This window comes from Clostridium gelidum (genome assembly GCF_019977655.1).
GTDB lineage: Bacteria > Bacillota > Clostridia > Clostridiales > Clostridiaceae > Clostridium > Clostridium gelidum.
Genome location: NZ_AP024849.1, coordinates 202,677 through 219,842 on the forward strand (window position 1 = coordinate 202,677; position 17,166 = coordinate 219,842).

Consider the following 17,166-nt stretch of genomic DNA (forward strand, 5'->3'; position numbering starts at 1 on the left):
TTAAGTTGATAACTTATGATTTAGATATCAGTTTAATGTATAAAAATTAGATGTAATTGGATAAAATATATAACATAATTACATAAAGAAATGTTATATAATCCAATAAATTAGCTTTATCTTAATTTAAAAATAGATAAATAAATTTCAGGAGGTGAAAAAATGCCAACTATTAGCCAATTAGTAAGAAAAGGCAGAAAAACAGCAGTAGTTAAATCAACTGCACCAGCACTTAAAGAGTGTCCACAAAGAAGAGGGGTATGTACAGTTGTTAAAACAACAACTCCTAAGAAGCCTAACTCAGCGTTAAGAAAAATTGCAAGAGTTAGATTAACAAATGGATATGAAGTAACTGCATATATTGGTGGTGTAGGTCACAACTTACAAGAACATAGTGTTGTTCTTATAAGAGGTGGAAGAGTTAAAGACCTTCCTGGTGTTAGATACCATATTGTAAGAGGTGCATTAGATTGTGCTGGAGTAGCTAACAGATTACAAGGAAGATCAAAGTACGGTGCTAAAAGACCTAAGAAAAAATAGGATTTTCAACTAAGTGTAGTGCTTATCTGTAACAGAATTTATAGATTTTAAATTTAGTTTATATATAGATGTAAAAGATGTAGCACTTTACGGTATTATAAGAGTACCGAGTACCGATGAACTTAAATTTAAAATGTTAAGGAGGGAAGAAAAGTGCCAAGAAAAGGACATATTTCAAAAAGAGATGTATTACCAGATCCAGTATACAATTCAAAAGTTGTTACTAAGTTTATAAATAGTATAATGGAAGATGGTAAGAGGGGCGTAGCCCAAAAAATATGCTATGACGCATTTGAGTTAATGGCAAAAAGAAGTGGAAAAGATTCTTTAGAAGTATTTGAAGACGCTATGAACAATGTAATGCCACTGCTAGAAGTTAAAGCTAGAAGAATAGGTGGTGCTACTTATCAAGTTCCTATAGAAGTTAGACCAGAAAGAAGACAGACTTTAGGAATAAGATGGATGTTAATAGCAGCAAGAAAAAGAGGCGAAAAGCTAATGGGTGAAAGAGTAGCTGGTGAATTACTAGATGCATCTAATAACACAGGAGCGGCTGTTAAAAAGAGAGAAGATACTCACAAAATGGCAGAAGCTAATAAAGCATTCGCTCATTACAGATACTAATATATACAAAAAACTGTTTTGGCTTATGCTAAGGCAGTTTTGTCAAATTAAATTATATTTACACTTGAGAGGAGGACAAATAAATGGCTAGAAAATATCCTTTAGATAAATTCCGTAATTTCGGTATAATGGCTCATATAGATGCAGGAAAGACAACAACTACTGAACGTATATTGTTCTATACAGGAATGAGTCATAAAATAGGAGAAGTTCATGATGGTGCAGCTACAATGGACTGGATGGTTCAAGAACAAGAAAGAGGTATAACAATTACTTCTGCTGCTACATGTTGCATGTGGAAAGATCATGAATTAAATATTATTGATACTCCAGGCCACGTAGACTTCACAGTTGAAGTTGAAAGGTCATTAAGAGTACTTGATGGAGCTGTTACAGTTCTTGATGCTAAAAGTGGTGTTGAACCACAAACTGAAACTGTTTGGAGACAGGCAGATAAGTATGGAGTACCAAGAATGATTTATGTAAATAAGATGGATGCAACAGGTGCAGATTTCTTTAGATGTGTAGATACGGTTAAAGAAAGATTAAAAGCAAATGCAGTTCCAATTCAAATTCCAATAGGTGGAGAAGAAAACTTTAAAGGTATGATTGACCTTATAAGAAATATTGCTATTTTGTATTATGATGATCTTGGAAAAGATATGAGAGAAGAAGCTATACCAGCAGAATATGCTGAACAAGCTGCAGAATACAGAAATGCAATGGTAGAGGCTATTGCTGAAACTGATGAAGTATTGATGGAAAAATATTTAGAAGGTGAAGAAATTACTGAAGCTGAATTATATAGTGCTTTAAGAAAAGCAACAATAGCTAATGAAATTTATCCATGTATTTGTGGTTCTTCATATAAAAATAAAGGCGTTCAACAAATGATTGATAGTGTTGTAGCGTACTTACCATCGCCATTAGATGTTCCAGCAATAAAAGGAACAACATTAGATGGAGAAGAAGCTCATAGAGAATCATCAGATTCTGAACCATTAGCAGCATTAGCATTTAAGATTGCTACTGATCCATTTGTTGGTAAATTAGCATTCGCAAGAATATATTCAGGTGTATTGCAAAGTGGTTCATATGTTCTTAACTCAACAAAAGGTAAGAAAGAAAGAGTCGGTAGACTTGTTAAGATGCACTCAAATTCAAGAACAGAAGTTGAAGCTTTAGAAGCTGGTGAATTAGGAGCTATAATTGGACTTAAGAATACTACAACAGGTGATACTTTATGTTCAGAAGCTGATCCAATAATTCTTGAAGCAATGGACTTTCCGGAACCAGTTATAAATGTAGCTATTGAGCCAAAAACAAAAGATGCTCAAGAAAAGATGGGAATGGCATTAGCTAAATTGGCTGAAGAAGATCCTACTTTTAAGACTTGGACTGATACAGAAACAGGGCAAACAATCATAGCTGGTATGGGAGAACTTCACTTAGAAATAATTGTTGATAGACTTACAAGAGAATTTAAAGTTGAATGTAATGTTGGAGCTCCACAAGTTGCATATAAAGAAACAATTAGGAATGCTGTTAAAGCAGAGGCTAAGTATGCTAAACAATCAGGTGGTAAAGGACAATACGGTCATGCTATAATTGAAATGGAACCAACTGAAGGCGAGTATGAATTTATAAATGGAGTTGTAGGTGGAGCTATTCCTAAAGAATATATTCCAGCTATCGATGCAGGTATCAAAGAGGCTGCGTTAACTGGTATAATTGCAGGATATAATGTTATTAATTTTAAAGTTAAGTTAGTGCATGGTTCATACCATGAAGTTGACTCATCTGAAATGGCATTTAAAATTGCAGGATCTATGGCATTTAAGAATGCTATGGCTAAAGCAAATCCAGCACTTCTAGAACCAATAATGAAAGTTGAAGTAACAGTTCCAACTGAATATATGGGAGATGTTATTGGAGATATTAATTCAAGAAGAGGTAGAATAGAAGGAATGGAAGCACTTAATGGAGCAGAAGTTATAAGAGCATTTGTACCATTATCAGAGATGTTTGGATATTCCACTTCATTAAGATCTAGAACACAAGGTAGAGGTGTTTACTCAATGGTATCCGATCACTACGAAGAGGTTCCTAGAAATATTCAAGAAGAAATTGCTGGCAACAAAACTAAATAATTACTCGTAATATATGTTTAGGTAATTATTATATAAACAGTAAAAACTTGAATGATAAATGTAGATATTAAAATAGCTATAAGTTATAATATTTACGAAAACATTCTTTTAATTAATGTCTATAAGGGAGGAAAATTATAATGGCAAAAGCAAAGTATGAAAGAACCAAGCCACATGTTAATATTGGAACAATAGGTCACGTAGACCATGGTAAGACAACATTAACAGCAGCAATAACAACAGTATTATCAAAGAAGGGTTTTGCACAAGCCTTTGATTATGCAGCAATAGACAAAGCACCAGAAGAAAAAGAAAGAGGAATTACAATTAATACATCACATGTTGAGTATGAAACAGAAAACAGACATTATGCTCACGTTGACTGTCCAGGACATGCCGATTATGTTAAGAACATGATTACAGGAGCAGCACAAATGGATGGAGCTATATTAGTTGTATCAGCAGCAGATGGTCCAATGCCACAAACAAGAGAACATATACTATTAGGATCAAGAGTTGGAATAGAATATATGGTAGTATTCTTAAACAAAGCTGATATGGTAGATGATCCAGAATTATTAGAATTAGTTGAAATGGAAGTTAGAGAATTATTAAGTGAATATGACTTCCCAGGAGATGATATTCCAGTAGTAACAGGATCAGCATTAAAAGCATTAGAAAACCCAGAAGATCCAGAATCAATTAAGTGTATAAATGAATTGATGGACGCTGTAGATAGTTATATACCAACACCAGAAAGAGCTACAGATAAGCCATTCTTAATGCCAATAGAAGATGTATTTACAATCACTGGTAGAGGAACAGTTGCAACAGGAAGAGTTGAAGCTGGAGTACTTCACGTAGGAGACGAAGTAGAAATCGTAGGATTAAGTGAAGAAAAGAAGAAAGTTGTAGTAACTGGAATTGAAATGTTCAGAAAGTTATTAGATGATGCGCAAGCAGGAGATAATATCGGAGCATTATTAAGAGGAGTACAAAGAGCTGATATCCAAAGAGGTCAAGTATTGGCAAAAGCAAATTCAGTACATCCACATACTAACTTTGTAGGTCAAGTATATGTATTAAAGAAAGAAGAAGGCGGAAGACATACACCATTCTTTGATGGATATAGACCACAATTTTATTTCAGAACAACAGATGTTACAGGATCAATAAAATTACCAGATGGAATGGAAATGGTAATGCCAGGAGACCACATTGATATGAAAGTAGAATTAATCACACCAATCGCAATGGATGAAGGATTAAGATTCGCTATTAGAGAAGGTGGAAGAACAGTAGGTTCTGGAGTTGTTACTAGCATACAAAAATAAAAAAGTAGATTTGAATATATAAGAGCAAGAAATTAAATTTCTTGCTCTTATTTTGTAATAAATCAATTTTTAATATTAAATTACATTTTATTAAGAAGACGATGTAAGTTACTTAAAAATAATTTTAAAAACAAAAAAATGTATTGAATTTTTGTTAAAATACAATTAAAATAATAAAAGAATAATATATAGACAAATAAAAGATGAAAAAAAGTTAAAAGAATGTAAAAAAAAGCTTGAAAAGGCAATACAACAATAGTATAATATAGAAGTTGCATAGCATACAGCGATGAATCAAGAGGTTGCCGGACTTCCGGGTAATTCTTGATGAGTAAGTTTGGATCTAGAATCCGACGACAGGGATTAGGTAGACTGTTGCAAAGATACGAAACACCTGGAACAGTTTACAGAATAACCGCTGTTGTGCGTTAGAAGTAAAACGTACATAAAGAAGGAGGGAAATGAAATGTCAAAGCAAAAAATAAGAATTAGATTAAAGGCTTTTGATCATCAAATATTAGATCAATCAGCTGAAAAAATTGTTGAAACTGCAAAAACAACAGGAGCTAAGGTTGTAGGACCAGTGCCACTACCTACTGAAAAAGATGTTGTTACAGTATTAAGAGCAGTTCATAAGTACAAAGATTCAAGAGAACAATTTGAGATAAGAACTCATAAGAGGTTAATCGATATTGTTAATCCATCACCTAAAACTGTTGATGCATTAATGAGATTAAATCTTCCAGCTGGTGTTGATATAGAAATCAAACTATAATACTGGAAATAAAATAGAAAAACGGCTAGTTATGATTGTTAACAATCCGCTAATTAGTTTGGGAGGTGTAAATACATGAAAAAAGCTATAATAGGAAAGAAAATAGGGATGACACAAATTTTCGATGAAAATGGTAAAGTAGTTCCTGTAACAGTAGTAGAAGCTGGCCCATGTGTTGTTGTTCAAAAGAAAACATCAGATAATGATGGTTATGAAGCAATACAAGTTGGTTTTGAAGAAATAAGAGAAAAGTTAGTTAATAAGCCAAGAAAAGGTCAATTTGCTAAGGCAGGGACTACTTTGAGAAGAACTCTTAAAGAATTTAGACTTGACGATATAAGTCAATATGAAGTTGGTCAAGAAATAAAGGCTGATGTATTTGAAGTAGGAGACAAGGTTGATGTAGCGGGTGTTTCTAAAGGTAAGGGATTCCAAGGATGTATAAAGAGATGGAATCAACGCACAGGAGATATGACTCATGGTTCTAAGTTTAAAAGAGCACCAGGTTCAATGGGAGCTTCATCAAGTCCATCTAAAGTATTCAAGAATAAGAGAATGCCAGGACATATGGGATCTGTTAATACAACAGTAATTAATTTAGAAATTGTTAAAGTAATAGCTGAAAAGAATTTAATACTAATTAAGGGTGGAATCCCAGGACCTAATAAGGGTAGAGTAGTAATTAAAGATTCAGCAAGATCTTAATTTCTTTAAGAAAGGAGGAAATAGAATGCCTACAGTAGGAGTATTTAATAAAGAAGGAAATAAAGTTTCAGACATGGAACTAAGCGAAAGCGTATTTGCAGTAGAAGTTAATGAATATGCATTACATCAAGTAGTAGTAGCATTATTAGCTAACAAGAGACAAGGAACTCAATCAACTAAAACTAGATCTGAAGTTAGAGGAGGCGGAGCTAAGCCTTGGAGACAAAAGGGTACTGGAAGAGCAAGACAAGGATCTATCAGAGCGCCACAATGGATCAAGGGTGGTATTGTATTCGCACCAAAGCCTAGAGATTACAGAACTTCAGTTCCAAAGAGTATGAGAAAAGTTGCTATGAAATCTGCTTTAACTAGCAAGGTTCAAGAAAATCAAATGATTATTCTTGATACATTAAATTTTGAAGCACCAAAAACCAAAAATATAGTAGAAATGTTAAAAGCTTTAGAAGCTAATAAAGCATTAATCATAACTGCAGAATCAAATGAAGTTGTTTATAAATCAGCAAGAAACATTCAAGGAATAAGTATTATTCCAGCAAACAACATCAATGTATATGATTTGTTAAAGTATGAAAAATTAATCATAACTAAAGAGGCTGTATCAAAAATTGAGGAGGTGTACGCATAATGAAATTAACAAGCCATGATATAATAAGAAAGCCAGTTATAACTGAAAAAAGTATGTCATCTATGGCCGAAAAAAAGTACACTTTTATAGTTCATGTTGATGCTAATAAATCTCAAATAAAGAGAGCTGTAGAAGAAGTTTTCAATGTTAAAGTTGAAGATGTTAATACTATAAACGGTTTAGGAAAAATGAAAAGACAAGGCGTACATGTAGGTAAAAGACCAGACTACAAAAAGGCTATTGTTAAATTAACTGAAGAAAGCACTGGAATTGAATTCTTTGACGGAATGCAATAGTAGATTAAAGCAATTATTGGTGATAAGCACCAGAGAAGCTTGAAAAAGGAGGAAATTTTAAATGGCAGTTAAAAAGTTTAACCCGATTACACCATCAAGAAGACAAATGACTATGCCAACTTTTGAAGAAATAACTTCACAAGAACCAGAAAAGTCACTTCTTGCTCCGTTAAAAGTTAAAGCGGGTAGAAATAATCAAGGTAAAATCACTGTTAGACATCGTGGTGGTACTGTTAAGAGAAAATACAGAATAATAGATTTTAAAAGAAACAAAGATGAAGTTCCAGCAAAGGTTGCAACTATAGAATATGATCCAAACAGAACAGCGTATATCGCACTTGTTGTATATACAGATGGAGAAAAAAGATATATTCTTGCACCAGCAGGATTACAAGTTGGAGATATTATAGAATCAGGTGTTAATGCTGATATTAAACCAGGTAATGCTCTTCCATTAAAGAACATACCAGTTGGTACAGTTATTCATAACATCGAATTACAAAGAGGAAAAGGTGGCCAATTAGTTAGAGCTGCTGGTAACTCAGCACAATTAATGGCTAAAGAAGGAGATTATGCAACTCTTAGATTACCATCAGGTGAAATGAGATATGTAAGAATCGAATGTAGAGCTACAATTGGAACACTTTCTAATGCAACTAATGGTATTGTTAATATCGGTAAAGCAGGTAGAAAAAGACATATGGGATGGAGACCAACAGTTAGAGGTTCTGTAATGAATCCTAATGATCACCCTCATGGTGGTGGTGAAGGTAAATCTCCAGTTGGTAGACCAAGTCCAGTTACTCCATGGGGTAAACCAGCACTTGGATACAAAACTAGAAAGAACAAGAAATATTCAGATAAATTTATCATCAAAGATAGAAGATCTAAGTAGTTTGAGGAGAACCGTAATTTCTCTTCGCAACTTAGAACTTAGCATTTATGAAGGGAGGCATATTAGTGAGTAGATCAACAAAGAAAGCACCTTTTGTTCATGAGGGACTTTTCAAGAAGATAGAAGAAATGAATGGTAATGAAGATAAAAAAGTTGTTAAAACTTGGTCAAGAAGTTCAACAATTTTCCCACAATTTATAGGTCATACAATTGCTGTACATGATGGAAGAAAGCATGTACCAGTATTTATATCAGAAGACATGGTTGGTCATAAGTTAGGTGAATTTGTATTGACTAGAACTTTTAAAGGCCATATCGCAGATAAAACATCAAAAAGATAGCCTGGAAAGGAGGATCATAAATGGAAGCTAGAGCTATAGCAAAATATGTTAGAATGTCTCCAACAAAAGTAGGAGTAATTCTTGGTTTAATAAGAGGAAAACAAGTTAAGGAAGCTTTTGCTATTTTACAATATACTCCAAGAGAAGCAGCAGTAGTAATTAATAAAGTTTTAAAATCAGCTGTTGCCAATGCAGAAAATAATTTGGAATTAAACGCTGATAACTTATATGTTTCAGAATGTTTCGTTGGTTCAGGATCAACATTAAAGAGATTTCAACCTCATGCTCAAGGTAGAGCATTTAAAATTTTAAAGAAAACAAGCAATATAACAGTAATTGTTAAAGAAAGAGCTTAGTTTATAAAAGGAGGGAAAAGCAAGTGGGTCAAAAAGTAAATCCTCATGGCCTTAGAGTAGGTATTATCAAGGGATGGAATGCAAAATGGTATGCCAATAAAAAGAATTTTGCAGATAATCTTATAGAAGATAATCAAATTAGAAAATTTGTTAAGAAAGAACTTTTTTCAGCTGGTATTTCTAAAATAGAAATTGAAAGAGCTGCTAAAAGAGTTAAATTAAACATATACACAGCAAAGCCAGGTGTAGTTATTGGTAAAGGTGGATCAGGAATTGAAAGTTTAAAAAATAAGTTACTTCAATTCGTTAACGGAAAAAATGTTTTGATTAACATAGTTGAAGTTAAAAGTGCAGAAGCCGATGCTCAATTGATGGCAGAAAACATTGCTGCGCAATTAGAAAAGAGAATTTCATTCAGAAGAGCTATGAAGCAAACAATGCAAAGAGCTATGAAACATGGAATAAAAGGTGTGAAAACTGCATGCGCTGGTAGATTAGGTGGAGCTGAAATAGCAAGAACTGAACATTATCATGAAGGAACAATTCCACTACAAACATTAAGAGCTGATATTGATTATGGATTTGCAGAAGCAGATACAACATATGGGAAAATTGGAGTTAAGGTTTGGGTTTATAATGGAGAAGTTCTTCCAACTAAGAAAGTAGAAAAGGAAGAGGCTAACGCATAGGAAAGGAGGAATAGATCATGTTAATGCCTAAAAGGGTAAAACATCGTAAGGTGCAACGTGGTAGAATGAAAGGTAAAGCAACAAGAGGTAATTTCTTAGCTTATGGAGATTATGGAATTCAAGCATTAAGTTGTTGTTGGATTACAAGTAACCAAATTGAAGCTGCCAGAATTGCTATCAATAGATACATTAAAAGAGGTGGAAAACTTTGGATAAAGATTTTCCCAGATAAACCAGTTACAGAAAAACCAGCTGAAACAAGAATGGGTTCAGGTAAAGGATCACCAGAATATTGGGTTGCAGTAGTTAAGCCAGGTAGAGTGTTATTTGAACTATCAGGAGTACCAGAAGAAACTGCAAGAGAAGCAATGAGACTTGCTTCGCATAAACTTCCTGTAAAAACAAAATTTGTTTCAAAAAGAGATTTTGAGGAAATGGGTGGTGAAGAATAATGAAGGCTAGAGAATTAAAAGAATTGAAATTAAGCAATCCTCAAGATTTAACAGTTAAATTAGGCGATCTTAAAGCTGAATTATTTAACTTAAGATTTCAATTAGCTACAGGGCAATTAGAAAATCCAATGAGAATAAAAGAAGTTAAGAAGTCTATAGCCCAAATAAAAACCATCTTAAGAGAAGAAGAATTGAAAGCATTGGAACAATAAAAGTTGGAAGGAGGTAAGCCCTAATGGAAAGATCATTAAGAAAGAAAAGAATTGGTAGGGTTGTTTCTGATAAAATGGAAAAGACCATTGTAGTTGCAGTTGAAACTAAGGTTAGACATCCGCTATACGGAAAAACAGTAAATAAGACTACGAAGTTTAAAGTACATGACGAAAATAATGAAGCTAAAATTAATGATAAAGTATCAATAATGGAAACTAGACCTTTATCTAAAGATAAGAGATGGAGACTTGTTGAAATAGTTGAAAAAGCTAAATAGGCTTTAAAACTGAAAGGAGGGTATTTTAATGATACAACAACAAACCAAATTAAAAGTTGCAGATAATTCAGGTGCAAAAGAAATTATGTGTATAAGAGTCTTAGGCGGATCTAAAAGAAAATTTGGTAATATCGGTGACGTTATAGTAGCGAGCGTTAAAAGTGCAACACCAGGTGGAGTTGTTAAAAAAGGTGAAGTTGTAAAGGCAGTTGTAGTTAGATCAGTAAAAGGTGTAAGAAGAGCCGATGGTTCATATATTAAATTTGATGAAAATGCAGCAGTTATAATCAAAGATGATAAACAACCAAAAGGAACTCGTATCTTTGGACCTGTTGCTAGGGAGCTAAGAGATAAAGAATTTAACAAAATTTTATCATTAGCACCAGAAGTTCTATAAGAGGAGGTGGCTAACTTGAAGATACATGTAAAAAAGAATGATACAGTTATTGTTATATCTGGTAAAGATAAAGGCAAGACTGGTGAAGTGTTAAAAGCATATCCAAAGACAGGAAAGATTCTTGTTCAAGGAATTCACATAGTAAAGAAACATCAAAAAGCAAATAAGAGTCAAGTTGAAAGCGCTATTATTGAAAAAGAAGCAGCAATCAACAGCTCAAAAGTTATGTTATATTGTAACAAATGTAAGAATGCAACTAGAATTAGTAACAAAATCTTAGATGATGGTACTAAGGTTAGAGTATGTAAAAAATGCGGAGAAACATTCTAGAATTTGAAAGGAGGTAACTAATATGACAAGACTTCAAGAAAAATATCAAAAAGAAGTAGTTCCAGCTATGATTGAAAAGTTTGGATATAAAAATATAATGGAAGTTCCAAAACTTGAGAAGATTGTAATCAATATGGGAGTTGGAGAAGCTAAAGAAAATCAAAAGGTCTTAGAATCAGCAGTTAATGATTTAACTTTGATAGCAGGTCAAAAGCCTGTATTAACAAGAGCAAAGAAATCTGTAGCTAACTTTAAAATTAGAGAAAACATGCCATTAGGGTGTAAGGTTACTCTAAGAAAATCTCAAATGTTTGAATTTGCAGATAAGCTAGTGAGTATTGCATTACCAAGAGTTAGAGATTTCAGAGGAGTTTCAAGCAAAGCATTTGATGGTAGAGGAAATTATTCATTAGGAATCAAAGAGCAATTAATATTCCCAGAAATCGAATATGATAAAATAGATAAAGTAAGAGGAATGGATATAATCTTCGTTACATCAGCAAATACTGATGAAGAAGCTAGGGAATTATTAAGATTCCTTGGAATGCCATTCGCTCAAAAATAAGGAGGGAAACACATTGGCACGTAAAGCTATTATCGAAAAGTGGAGCAAAACTCCTAAATTTAAAACACAAGCATATACAAGATGTAGAATATGCGGAAGACCACATTCTGTATTAAAGAAATATGGAGTATGCCGTATTTGTTTTAGAGAACTTGCTTATAAGGGCGAAATTCCAGGTTGTAGAAAAGCAAGTTGGTAACATACACAATGTAACGAAAGGAGGCACATTAAATGGTTATGACAGATCCTATAGCAGATTTATTAACTCGTGTAAGAAATGCTAATGCTGTAAGACATGAAGTGGTAGAGGTACCTTCTTCAACTATAAAGAAGGAAATAGCGAATATATTATTACAAGAGGGTTATATAAAAGAAATAAATGAATATAACGATGGAGTTGTTCCAATGTTAAGATTATCTCTTAAATATGGAGCTAACAAAGAAAGAGTTATAACTGGTATTAAGAGAATTTCTAAGCCAGGATTAAGAGTTTATTGTAAGAAAGATGAAGTACCAAAGGTTCTTAATGGATTAGGTATTGCTGTTGTTTCAACTTCAAACGGAATAATGGTAGATAGAGAAGCTAGAAAGAACAGTTTAGGTGGAGAAGTAATCTGTTACGTTTGGTAATATTTTAGATAAATTAAACTAAATAAAATTGTGATGGATATACAATTTTTAAATAATACAGGAGGTGCAATTATGTCAAGAGTAGGTAGATTACCAATAGCTATTCCTGCTGATGTGACTGTTACTGTAACACCAGAAAACCTTGTTACAGTTAAAGGACCAAAAGGTGAATTAGTTAAAACTATGCATAAAGATATTAGCATAGCTGTTGAAAACAATGAAGTAATTGTTACTAGACATAGTGAACAAAAAGAATACAGAGCTCTTCACGGTTTAACAAGAGCATTAATTAATAATATGGTAATTGGAGTAAAAGAAGGTTATCAAAAGACTTTAGATTTAGTTGGTGTTGGTTATAGAGCTCAATTACAAGGAAAGAAACTTGTAATGAACCTTGGATATTCACATCCAGTTGAAATTGAACCTATTGACGGAATCACATTTGAAACTCCAGCTGCAACTAAAATAATAGTTAGTGGAATAGACAAAGAAAAAGTTGGATTTGCAGCAGCAGATATAAGAAAATGGAGAGTACCAGAACCATATAAGGGTAAAGGTATTAAATATGATAATGAGGTCATTAGACGTAAAGAAGGTAAGACTGGTAAGAAATAATAGAAAGGAGTGAGTTTTATGTTCAAAAAGGTAGACAAAAAAGCAAGCAGAGAAAAACGTCACCTTAGAGTTCGTAAAAAAGTTTTTGGAACTGCGGAAAGACCAAGACTTTCAGTTTTTAAGAGTGAAAAGAATATATATGCACAAGTTATAGATGATATAAATGGTGTTACACTAGTAGCCGCTTCAAGTTTAGATAAGGATTTTGCTGCTAAAGGCGGAACTAAAGAAGGTGCTAAACTTGTAGGAGAAGTAGTTGCCAAAAGAGCTATAGATAAAGGAATTGATGTAGTGGTATTTGACAGAGGTGGATACATATATCACGGAAGAGTTCAAGAATTAGCACAAGCAGCTAGAGAAGCAGGCTTGAAATTCTAATATACGAGGAGGGAAATAAATGAGAATCGATCCTAGTACACTAGACCTTAAAGAAAAGGTTGTTTTTATAAACAGAGTTACTAAGGTTGTTAAGGGTGGTAGAAACTTCAGATTCAGCGCTCTAGTTGTTGTCGGAGACGAGAACGGACACGTTGGTGTTGGAATGGGTAAGTCAATCGAAATCCCAGAAGCAATTAAAAAAGGAATAGAAGATGCTAAGAAAAACTTAGTAAGCGTTGCTATGGTAGGAACAACAATTCCTCACAGAGTTAACGGTAAATTTGGAACTGCAAATGTTCTAATTATGCCAGCTAAAGAAGGTACAGGAGTTCTTGCAGGAGGACCAGCAAGAGCAGTACTTGAATTAGCAGGATTAAAGGATGTTAGAGCTAAATCATTAGGCTCAAACAATCCTAATAACATGGTAAATGCTACAATAAACGGATTAGCTAGTTTAAGAACAGTAGAAGATATCGCTAAATTAAGAGGCAAATCTGTAGAAGAAATATTAGGTTAGGAGGTATTGCAATGGCTAAATTAAGAATTACATTAGTAAAGAGCTTAATCGGTAGAAAGAAAGACCATATCGCTACAGCAAATGCTCTTGGACTTAAGAAAATAGGTAAAATAGTAGAACCTGAGGCAACACCTCAAGTACAAGGTATGATAAAAAAGATTGAGTATCTATTAAAAGTAGAAGAAGTATAAAATAAGGAGGTGTACTCAATATGAAACTTCACGAATTAAAACCAGCAGAAGGTAGCAAAAAAGCACCTAAAAGAATTGGTAGAGGTACTGGTTCTGGTACAGGAAGAAATGCTGGTAAAGGTGAAAAGGGTCAAAATGCAAGATCAGGTGGTGGCGTAAGACCTGGTTTTGAAGGCGGTCAAATGCCTTTATATAGAAGACTTCCAAAGAGAGGTTTTACAAACATTTTTGCAAAGAAAATTGTTAGCATAAATCTTGACAGATTAAATATTTTTGAGAATGGTACAGAAGTTACTCCAGAAGTTTTACTTGAAAAAAGAGTTATAAGTAAAGTATTAGACGGAGTTAAGATTCTTGGAAATGGAACAATAGAAAAAAGTTTAACAGTTAAAGGATGTAAGTTCTCTAAGTCTGCTATAGAAAAAATTGAAGCAGCTGGGGGAAAAGTCGAGGTGATTTAAAGTGCTTCAGACTCTAAAAAATGCATTTAAAGTTCCTGAACTTAGAAAAAAGATTTTATGGACTATATTACTAGTTGCAGTTTTCAGGATGGGAAGCCATATTCCTCTTCCTGGAATTAATTCTGATTATTTAAAAAGCCTAGCTTCATCTGGAGGTTTATTAGGATTTTATGATATGATTTCTGGAGGTGCTTTTAGTAGATCTAGTATATTAGCATTAGGCGTTATGCCATATATTAATGCATCAATCATAGTTCAATTATTGACAGTTGCAATTCCTCAGTTAGAACAACTTTCTAAAGAGGGTCAAAATGGAAGAAAGAAGATACAAAATGCAACGCGTTATGTAGCTTTTGCAATATCTTTCGTATTAGCTTATGGGATATTTGCAACAATTTCAAGTAGTGGTGCAACACGTGATTTGCAAATAATGCAAAAAGCAATTGTAATTTTTGCATTAGTAGTTGGGTCAACATTCTGTATGTGGTTAGGTGATCAACTTACAGTTAAAGGCATCGGTAATGGAACATCTATCTTGATATTTGTTAATATAATTTCAAGGGTTCCAGTAAACATTGGATCAATGATTACACTTAAAGAAGCAGGAAATGCAAGTATTGTAGAAATTGTATTATTTGGAATATTTATTGTGTTAATGCTTGGAATGATTTTATATTTTTCTTTATCAGAAAGAAGAATACCTGTACAATATGCGGGTAAATTTGCTTCTGGAAATAGTAATATGGTAAAATCACAATCAACACATATTCCATTAAGTATAATTGGTTCAGCTGTTCTTGCAATCATATTTTCTATGTCAGTAATGGAATTTCCAAAAACAATGGCAACATTGTTTGGTGGAATTGGTGAAAGTCAAAAAGAGTGGGCAAAATGGATATTGACTAATAATACAAGTGTATTTAATCAAAAAAGTTGGATGTATATAGTGTTATATGCAATACTTACAGTATTTTTTAATTGGTTTTATACTCAGATTACGTTTAAGCCAGATGAAATGTCTGAAAACTTACACAAATCAGCTGGTTTTGTACCAGGAGTAAGACCAGGAGAAGAAACCACAATATACTTTGAAAGAGTTCTTAATAGACTATCATTTATTGGAGGAATATTAGCAGCATTTTTGGCTATTACACCAACAATAATACAAAACTATACACAATTTCAAAATATATCTTTTTCAGGAACCGGGCTATTGATTGTTATAAATGTTGCATTAGATTTTACTAGAAAAGTAGAATCACAAATGGTAGTTAGGCACTATAAGGGATTTCTTAAATAGAATAAATGGAGATGAAGCCAGTGAAGATAGTATTACTAGGTCCTCCTGGAGCTGGAAAGGGAACACAGGCTAAATCAATCAGTAATAAATATTCAATACCACATATTTCTACAGGAGACATTTTTAGAAAGAATATTTCTGGAAACACTCTTTTAGGGATAGAAGCAAAAAGTTATATGGATAATGGACAGTTAGTTCCTGATGAAGTTACTATTAATATGGTTAAAGATAGACTGCAGAAGGATGACTGCAATGATGGATATTTATTAGATGGTTTTCCTAGAACTGTGATTCAAGCTGACGCTCTTAACAACTTTCTTATAGAAAGAGGAGAACAATTAGATACTGCATTATTAATAAAGGTACCTAATGAATTTATCCTAGAGAGAATGACTGGTAGAAGAGTATGTCCATCATGTGGAGCAAGTTATCATGTTAAATTTAATCCTCCAAGTAATGAAGGAAAATGTGATTTGTGTGGAAGTGAAGTTATACAAAGAAAAGACGATACAGTGGAAACTGTAAAGGAAAGATTGGATGTATATCAAAGAGAAACGCAGCCGTTAATTGAATTTTATAGTGAAAAACAATTGCTTTCAGAAGTAAATGGAACAAAAGCTATTATTGAAGTTTTCAGAGGGATATGTGAAATATTGGGGAAAAGCAATTAATGATTATTATAAAGAATCATAATGAAATAACCCTAATGAAAAAAGCAGGCAGAATAGTAGGAGAAACATTGCTATTGCTTGAAAAAGAGGTAAAACCTGGTGTGACAACTGCAGAGTTGGATAGAATGGCAGAAGAATTTATAACTAAGCATGGAGCAAAACCTTCATTTAAAGGCTTATATGGTTTTCCTTCGTCACTATGTATTTCAGTTAATGAGCAAGTAATACATGGATTTCCAGGAGCATATGTTCTTAGAGAAGGCGATATAGTTAGCATTGACTGTGGAGCACTTTTTGATGGATTTCATGGAGATGCTGCAAGAACCTTTCGCGTTGGAAGTATTTCAGTAGATGCTCAAAAATTAATTGATATAACAAAAGAAAGTTTTTTTCAAGGTATAAAGTTTGCCAAAGAAGGAAATAAATTAACTGATATATCATATGGAATACAAAGCTACGTAGAAGCAGCAGGTTTCTCAGTTGTAAGAGATTTTGTAGGTCATGGGATTGGAAGAAAAGTTCATGAAGATCCTAATGTACCTAATTTCGGTAAATCGGGTAGAGGTCCAAAACTACTTGAGGGCATGGTATTAGCAATAGAACCTATGGTTAATATAGGTGCTCATAAAGTGAAAACTTTAAAAGATGGATGGACAGTTGTAACAGCAGATTCTTCTTTGTCAGCACATTATGAGAATACAGTTGCAATTTTATCAGATGGACCTGAAATATTAACACTGATTAAGTAGAAAAAAAGAGTGTTGCTTAGTTATAAATTTGCATAATACCATTGTGGTAGTGTTGATTTATGCTAAGGT

Annotated in this window: 28 protein-coding genes; all 28 read left to right on the forward strand. The window is 33.2% G+C overall.

Features of this window, described 5'->3' with window-relative positions; all coding sequences use genetic code 11:
• Positions 1-162 precede the first annotated feature (162 nt).
• The 28 genes from rpsL (at position 163) to map (ending at position 17,097) form a co-directional block, all read left to right on the forward strand.
• Positions 163-540: a 30S ribosomal protein S12 gene (gene rpsL, locus psyc5s11_RS00960; RefSeq protein WP_224035811.1), complete on the forward strand. Its 378-nt coding sequence runs from the start codon at positions 163-165 to the stop codon at positions 538-540.
• A gap of 153 nt (positions 541-693) precedes the next feature.
• Positions 694-1,164 (forward strand): 30S ribosomal protein S7, encoded by a 471-nt coding sequence (rpsG, locus tag psyc5s11_RS00965; RefSeq protein WP_224035812.1) that lies wholly within the window; start codon positions 694-696, stop codon positions 1,162-1,164.
• Between the two features lie 83 nt (positions 1,165-1,247).
• The gene (fusA, locus tag psyc5s11_RS00970) at positions 1,248-3,314 is read left to right on the forward strand and encodes an elongation factor G (protein WP_224035813.1); all 2,067 of its coding nucleotides are present in this window, start codon (positions 1,248-1,250) and stop codon (positions 3,312-3,314) included.
• Positions 3,315-3,454: 140 nt separating this feature from the next.
• Positions 3,455-4,648, forward strand: coding sequence for an elongation factor Tu (tuf, locus tag psyc5s11_RS00975; protein WP_224035801.1), 1,194 nt, complete (start codon positions 3,455-3,457; stop codon positions 4,646-4,648).
• A 466-nt stretch (positions 4,649-5,114) separates the two neighbouring features.
• Positions 5,115-5,423: a 30S ribosomal protein S10 gene (gene rpsJ / locus psyc5s11_RS00980; RefSeq protein WP_224035814.1), complete on the forward strand. Its 309-nt coding sequence runs from the start codon at positions 5,115-5,117 to the stop codon at positions 5,421-5,423.
• Between the two features lie 75 nt (positions 5,424-5,498).
• A complete protein-coding gene (gene rplC, locus psyc5s11_RS00985; RefSeq protein ID WP_224035815.1) occupies positions 5,499-6,128 on the forward strand; it encodes a 50S ribosomal protein L3 in 630 nt (209 codons plus the stop codon).
• 25 nt (positions 6,129-6,153) lie between these two features.
• Positions 6,154-6,774 (forward strand): 50S ribosomal protein L4, encoded by a 621-nt coding sequence (gene rplD / locus psyc5s11_RS00990; protein ID WP_224035816.1) that lies wholly within the window; start codon positions 6,154-6,156, stop codon positions 6,772-6,774.
• On the forward strand, positions 6,774-7,070 hold the full coding sequence (gene rplW, locus psyc5s11_RS00995; RefSeq protein WP_224035817.1) for a 50S ribosomal protein L23: 297 nt from the start codon (positions 6,774-6,776) through the stop codon (positions 7,068-7,070). Before rplD ends, rplW begins: the two co-directional genes overlap by 1 nt.
• A gap of 61 nt (positions 7,071-7,131) precedes the next feature.
• Positions 7,132-7,965, forward strand: coding sequence for a 50S ribosomal protein L2 (gene rplB / locus psyc5s11_RS01000; RefSeq protein ID WP_224035818.1), 834 nt, complete (start codon positions 7,132-7,134; stop codon positions 7,963-7,965).
• 65 nt (positions 7,966-8,030) lie between these two features.
• Positions 8,031-8,306 carry a 30S ribosomal protein S19 gene (gene rpsS, locus psyc5s11_RS01005; protein ID WP_224035819.1) on the forward strand — a complete coding sequence of 92 codons (276 nt, stop codon included), beginning with the start codon at positions 8,031-8,033 and terminating at the stop codon, positions 8,304-8,306.
• A gap of 20 nt (positions 8,307-8,326) precedes the next feature.
• Positions 8,327-8,662, forward strand: coding sequence for a 50S ribosomal protein L22 (gene rplV / locus psyc5s11_RS01010; protein ID WP_224035820.1), 336 nt, complete (start codon positions 8,327-8,329; stop codon positions 8,660-8,662).
• A gap of 23 nt (positions 8,663-8,685) precedes the next feature.
• Positions 8,686-9,351 (forward strand): 30S ribosomal protein S3, encoded by a 666-nt coding sequence (gene rpsC, locus psyc5s11_RS01015; RefSeq protein ID WP_224035821.1) that lies wholly within the window; start codon positions 8,686-8,688, stop codon positions 9,349-9,351.
• 17 nt (positions 9,352-9,368) lie between these two features.
• A complete protein-coding gene (gene rplP / locus psyc5s11_RS01020; protein WP_224035822.1) occupies positions 9,369-9,803 on the forward strand; it encodes a 50S ribosomal protein L16 in 435 nt (144 codons plus the stop codon).
• Complete coding sequence (rpmC, locus tag psyc5s11_RS01025) at positions 9,803-10,015, forward strand: 50S ribosomal protein L29 (RefSeq protein ID WP_224035823.1); 213 nt, start codon at positions 9,803-9,805, stop codon at positions 10,013-10,015. The genes rplP and rpmC overlap by 1 nt, the downstream gene beginning before the upstream one ends.
• A 23-nt stretch (positions 10,016-10,038) precedes the next feature.
• The gene (rpsQ, locus tag psyc5s11_RS01030) at positions 10,039-10,293 is read left to right on the forward strand and encodes a 30S ribosomal protein S17 (protein ID WP_224035824.1); all 255 of its coding nucleotides are present in this window, start codon (positions 10,039-10,041) and stop codon (positions 10,291-10,293) included.
• Positions 10,294-10,321: 28 nt separating this feature from the next.
• Positions 10,322-10,690, forward strand: a complete 369-nt coding sequence (rplN, locus tag psyc5s11_RS01035) for a 50S ribosomal protein L14 (RefSeq protein ID WP_158338660.1) — start codon at positions 10,322-10,324, stop codon at positions 10,688-10,690.
• A 15-nt stretch (positions 10,691-10,705) separates the two neighbouring features.
• A complete protein-coding gene (gene rplX, locus psyc5s11_RS01040) occupies positions 10,706-11,020 on the forward strand; it encodes a 50S ribosomal protein L24 (RefSeq protein ID WP_158338662.1) in 315 nt (104 codons plus the stop codon).
• A gap of 22 nt (positions 11,021-11,042) precedes the next feature.
• The gene (gene rplE, locus psyc5s11_RS01045) at positions 11,043-11,585 is read left to right on the forward strand and encodes a 50S ribosomal protein L5 (protein ID WP_224035825.1); all 543 of its coding nucleotides are present in this window, start codon (positions 11,043-11,045) and stop codon (positions 11,583-11,585) included.
• 13 nt (positions 11,586-11,598) lie between these two features.
• Entirely contained in the window at positions 11,599-11,784 is a 186-nt protein-coding gene (locus tag psyc5s11_RS01050) for a type Z 30S ribosomal protein S14 (protein WP_158338666.1), read from the forward strand.
• A 32-nt stretch (positions 11,785-11,816) separates the two neighbouring features.
• Positions 11,817-12,215 (forward strand): 30S ribosomal protein S8, encoded by a 399-nt coding sequence (gene rpsH, locus psyc5s11_RS01055; protein ID WP_158338668.1) that lies wholly within the window; start codon positions 11,817-11,819, stop codon positions 12,213-12,215.
• A 72-nt stretch (positions 12,216-12,287) separates the two neighbouring features.
• A complete protein-coding gene (gene rplF, locus psyc5s11_RS01060; RefSeq protein ID WP_224035826.1) occupies positions 12,288-12,830 on the forward strand; it encodes a 50S ribosomal protein L6 in 543 nt (180 codons plus the stop codon).
• Positions 12,831-12,848: 18 nt separating this feature from the next.
• A complete protein-coding gene (gene rplR / locus psyc5s11_RS01065) occupies positions 12,849-13,208 on the forward strand; it encodes a 50S ribosomal protein L18 (RefSeq protein WP_158338672.1) in 360 nt (119 codons plus the stop codon).
• A 19-nt stretch (positions 13,209-13,227) separates the two neighbouring features.
• Complete coding sequence (rpsE, locus tag psyc5s11_RS01070; protein WP_224035827.1) at positions 13,228-13,725, forward strand: 30S ribosomal protein S5; 498 nt, start codon at positions 13,228-13,230, stop codon at positions 13,723-13,725.
• 11 nt (positions 13,726-13,736) lie between these two features.
• Positions 13,737-13,916, forward strand: a complete 180-nt coding sequence (gene rpmD / locus psyc5s11_RS01075; RefSeq protein WP_224035828.1) for a 50S ribosomal protein L30 — start codon at positions 13,737-13,739, stop codon at positions 13,914-13,916.
• Between the two features lie 20 nt (positions 13,917-13,936).
• Entirely contained in the window at positions 13,937-14,377 is a 441-nt protein-coding gene (rplO, locus tag psyc5s11_RS01080) for a 50S ribosomal protein L15 (protein WP_224035829.1), read from the forward strand.
• 1 nt (position 14,378) lies between these two features.
• The gene (gene secY / locus psyc5s11_RS01085) at positions 14,379-15,677 is read left to right on the forward strand and encodes a preprotein translocase subunit SecY (protein WP_224035830.1); all 1,299 of its coding nucleotides are present in this window, start codon (positions 14,379-14,381) and stop codon (positions 15,675-15,677) included.
• A gap of 20 nt (positions 15,678-15,697) precedes the next feature.
• Entirely contained in the window at positions 15,698-16,348 is a 651-nt protein-coding gene (locus psyc5s11_RS01090; protein WP_224038105.1) for an adenylate kinase, read from the forward strand.
• Positions 16,348-17,097, forward strand: coding sequence for a type I methionyl aminopeptidase (gene map / locus psyc5s11_RS01095; RefSeq protein WP_224035831.1), 750 nt, complete (start codon positions 16,348-16,350; stop codon positions 17,095-17,097). The genes psyc5s11_RS01090 and map overlap by 1 nt, the downstream gene beginning before the upstream one ends.
• The last annotated feature ends 69 nt before the right edge of the window (positions 17,098-17,166 follow it).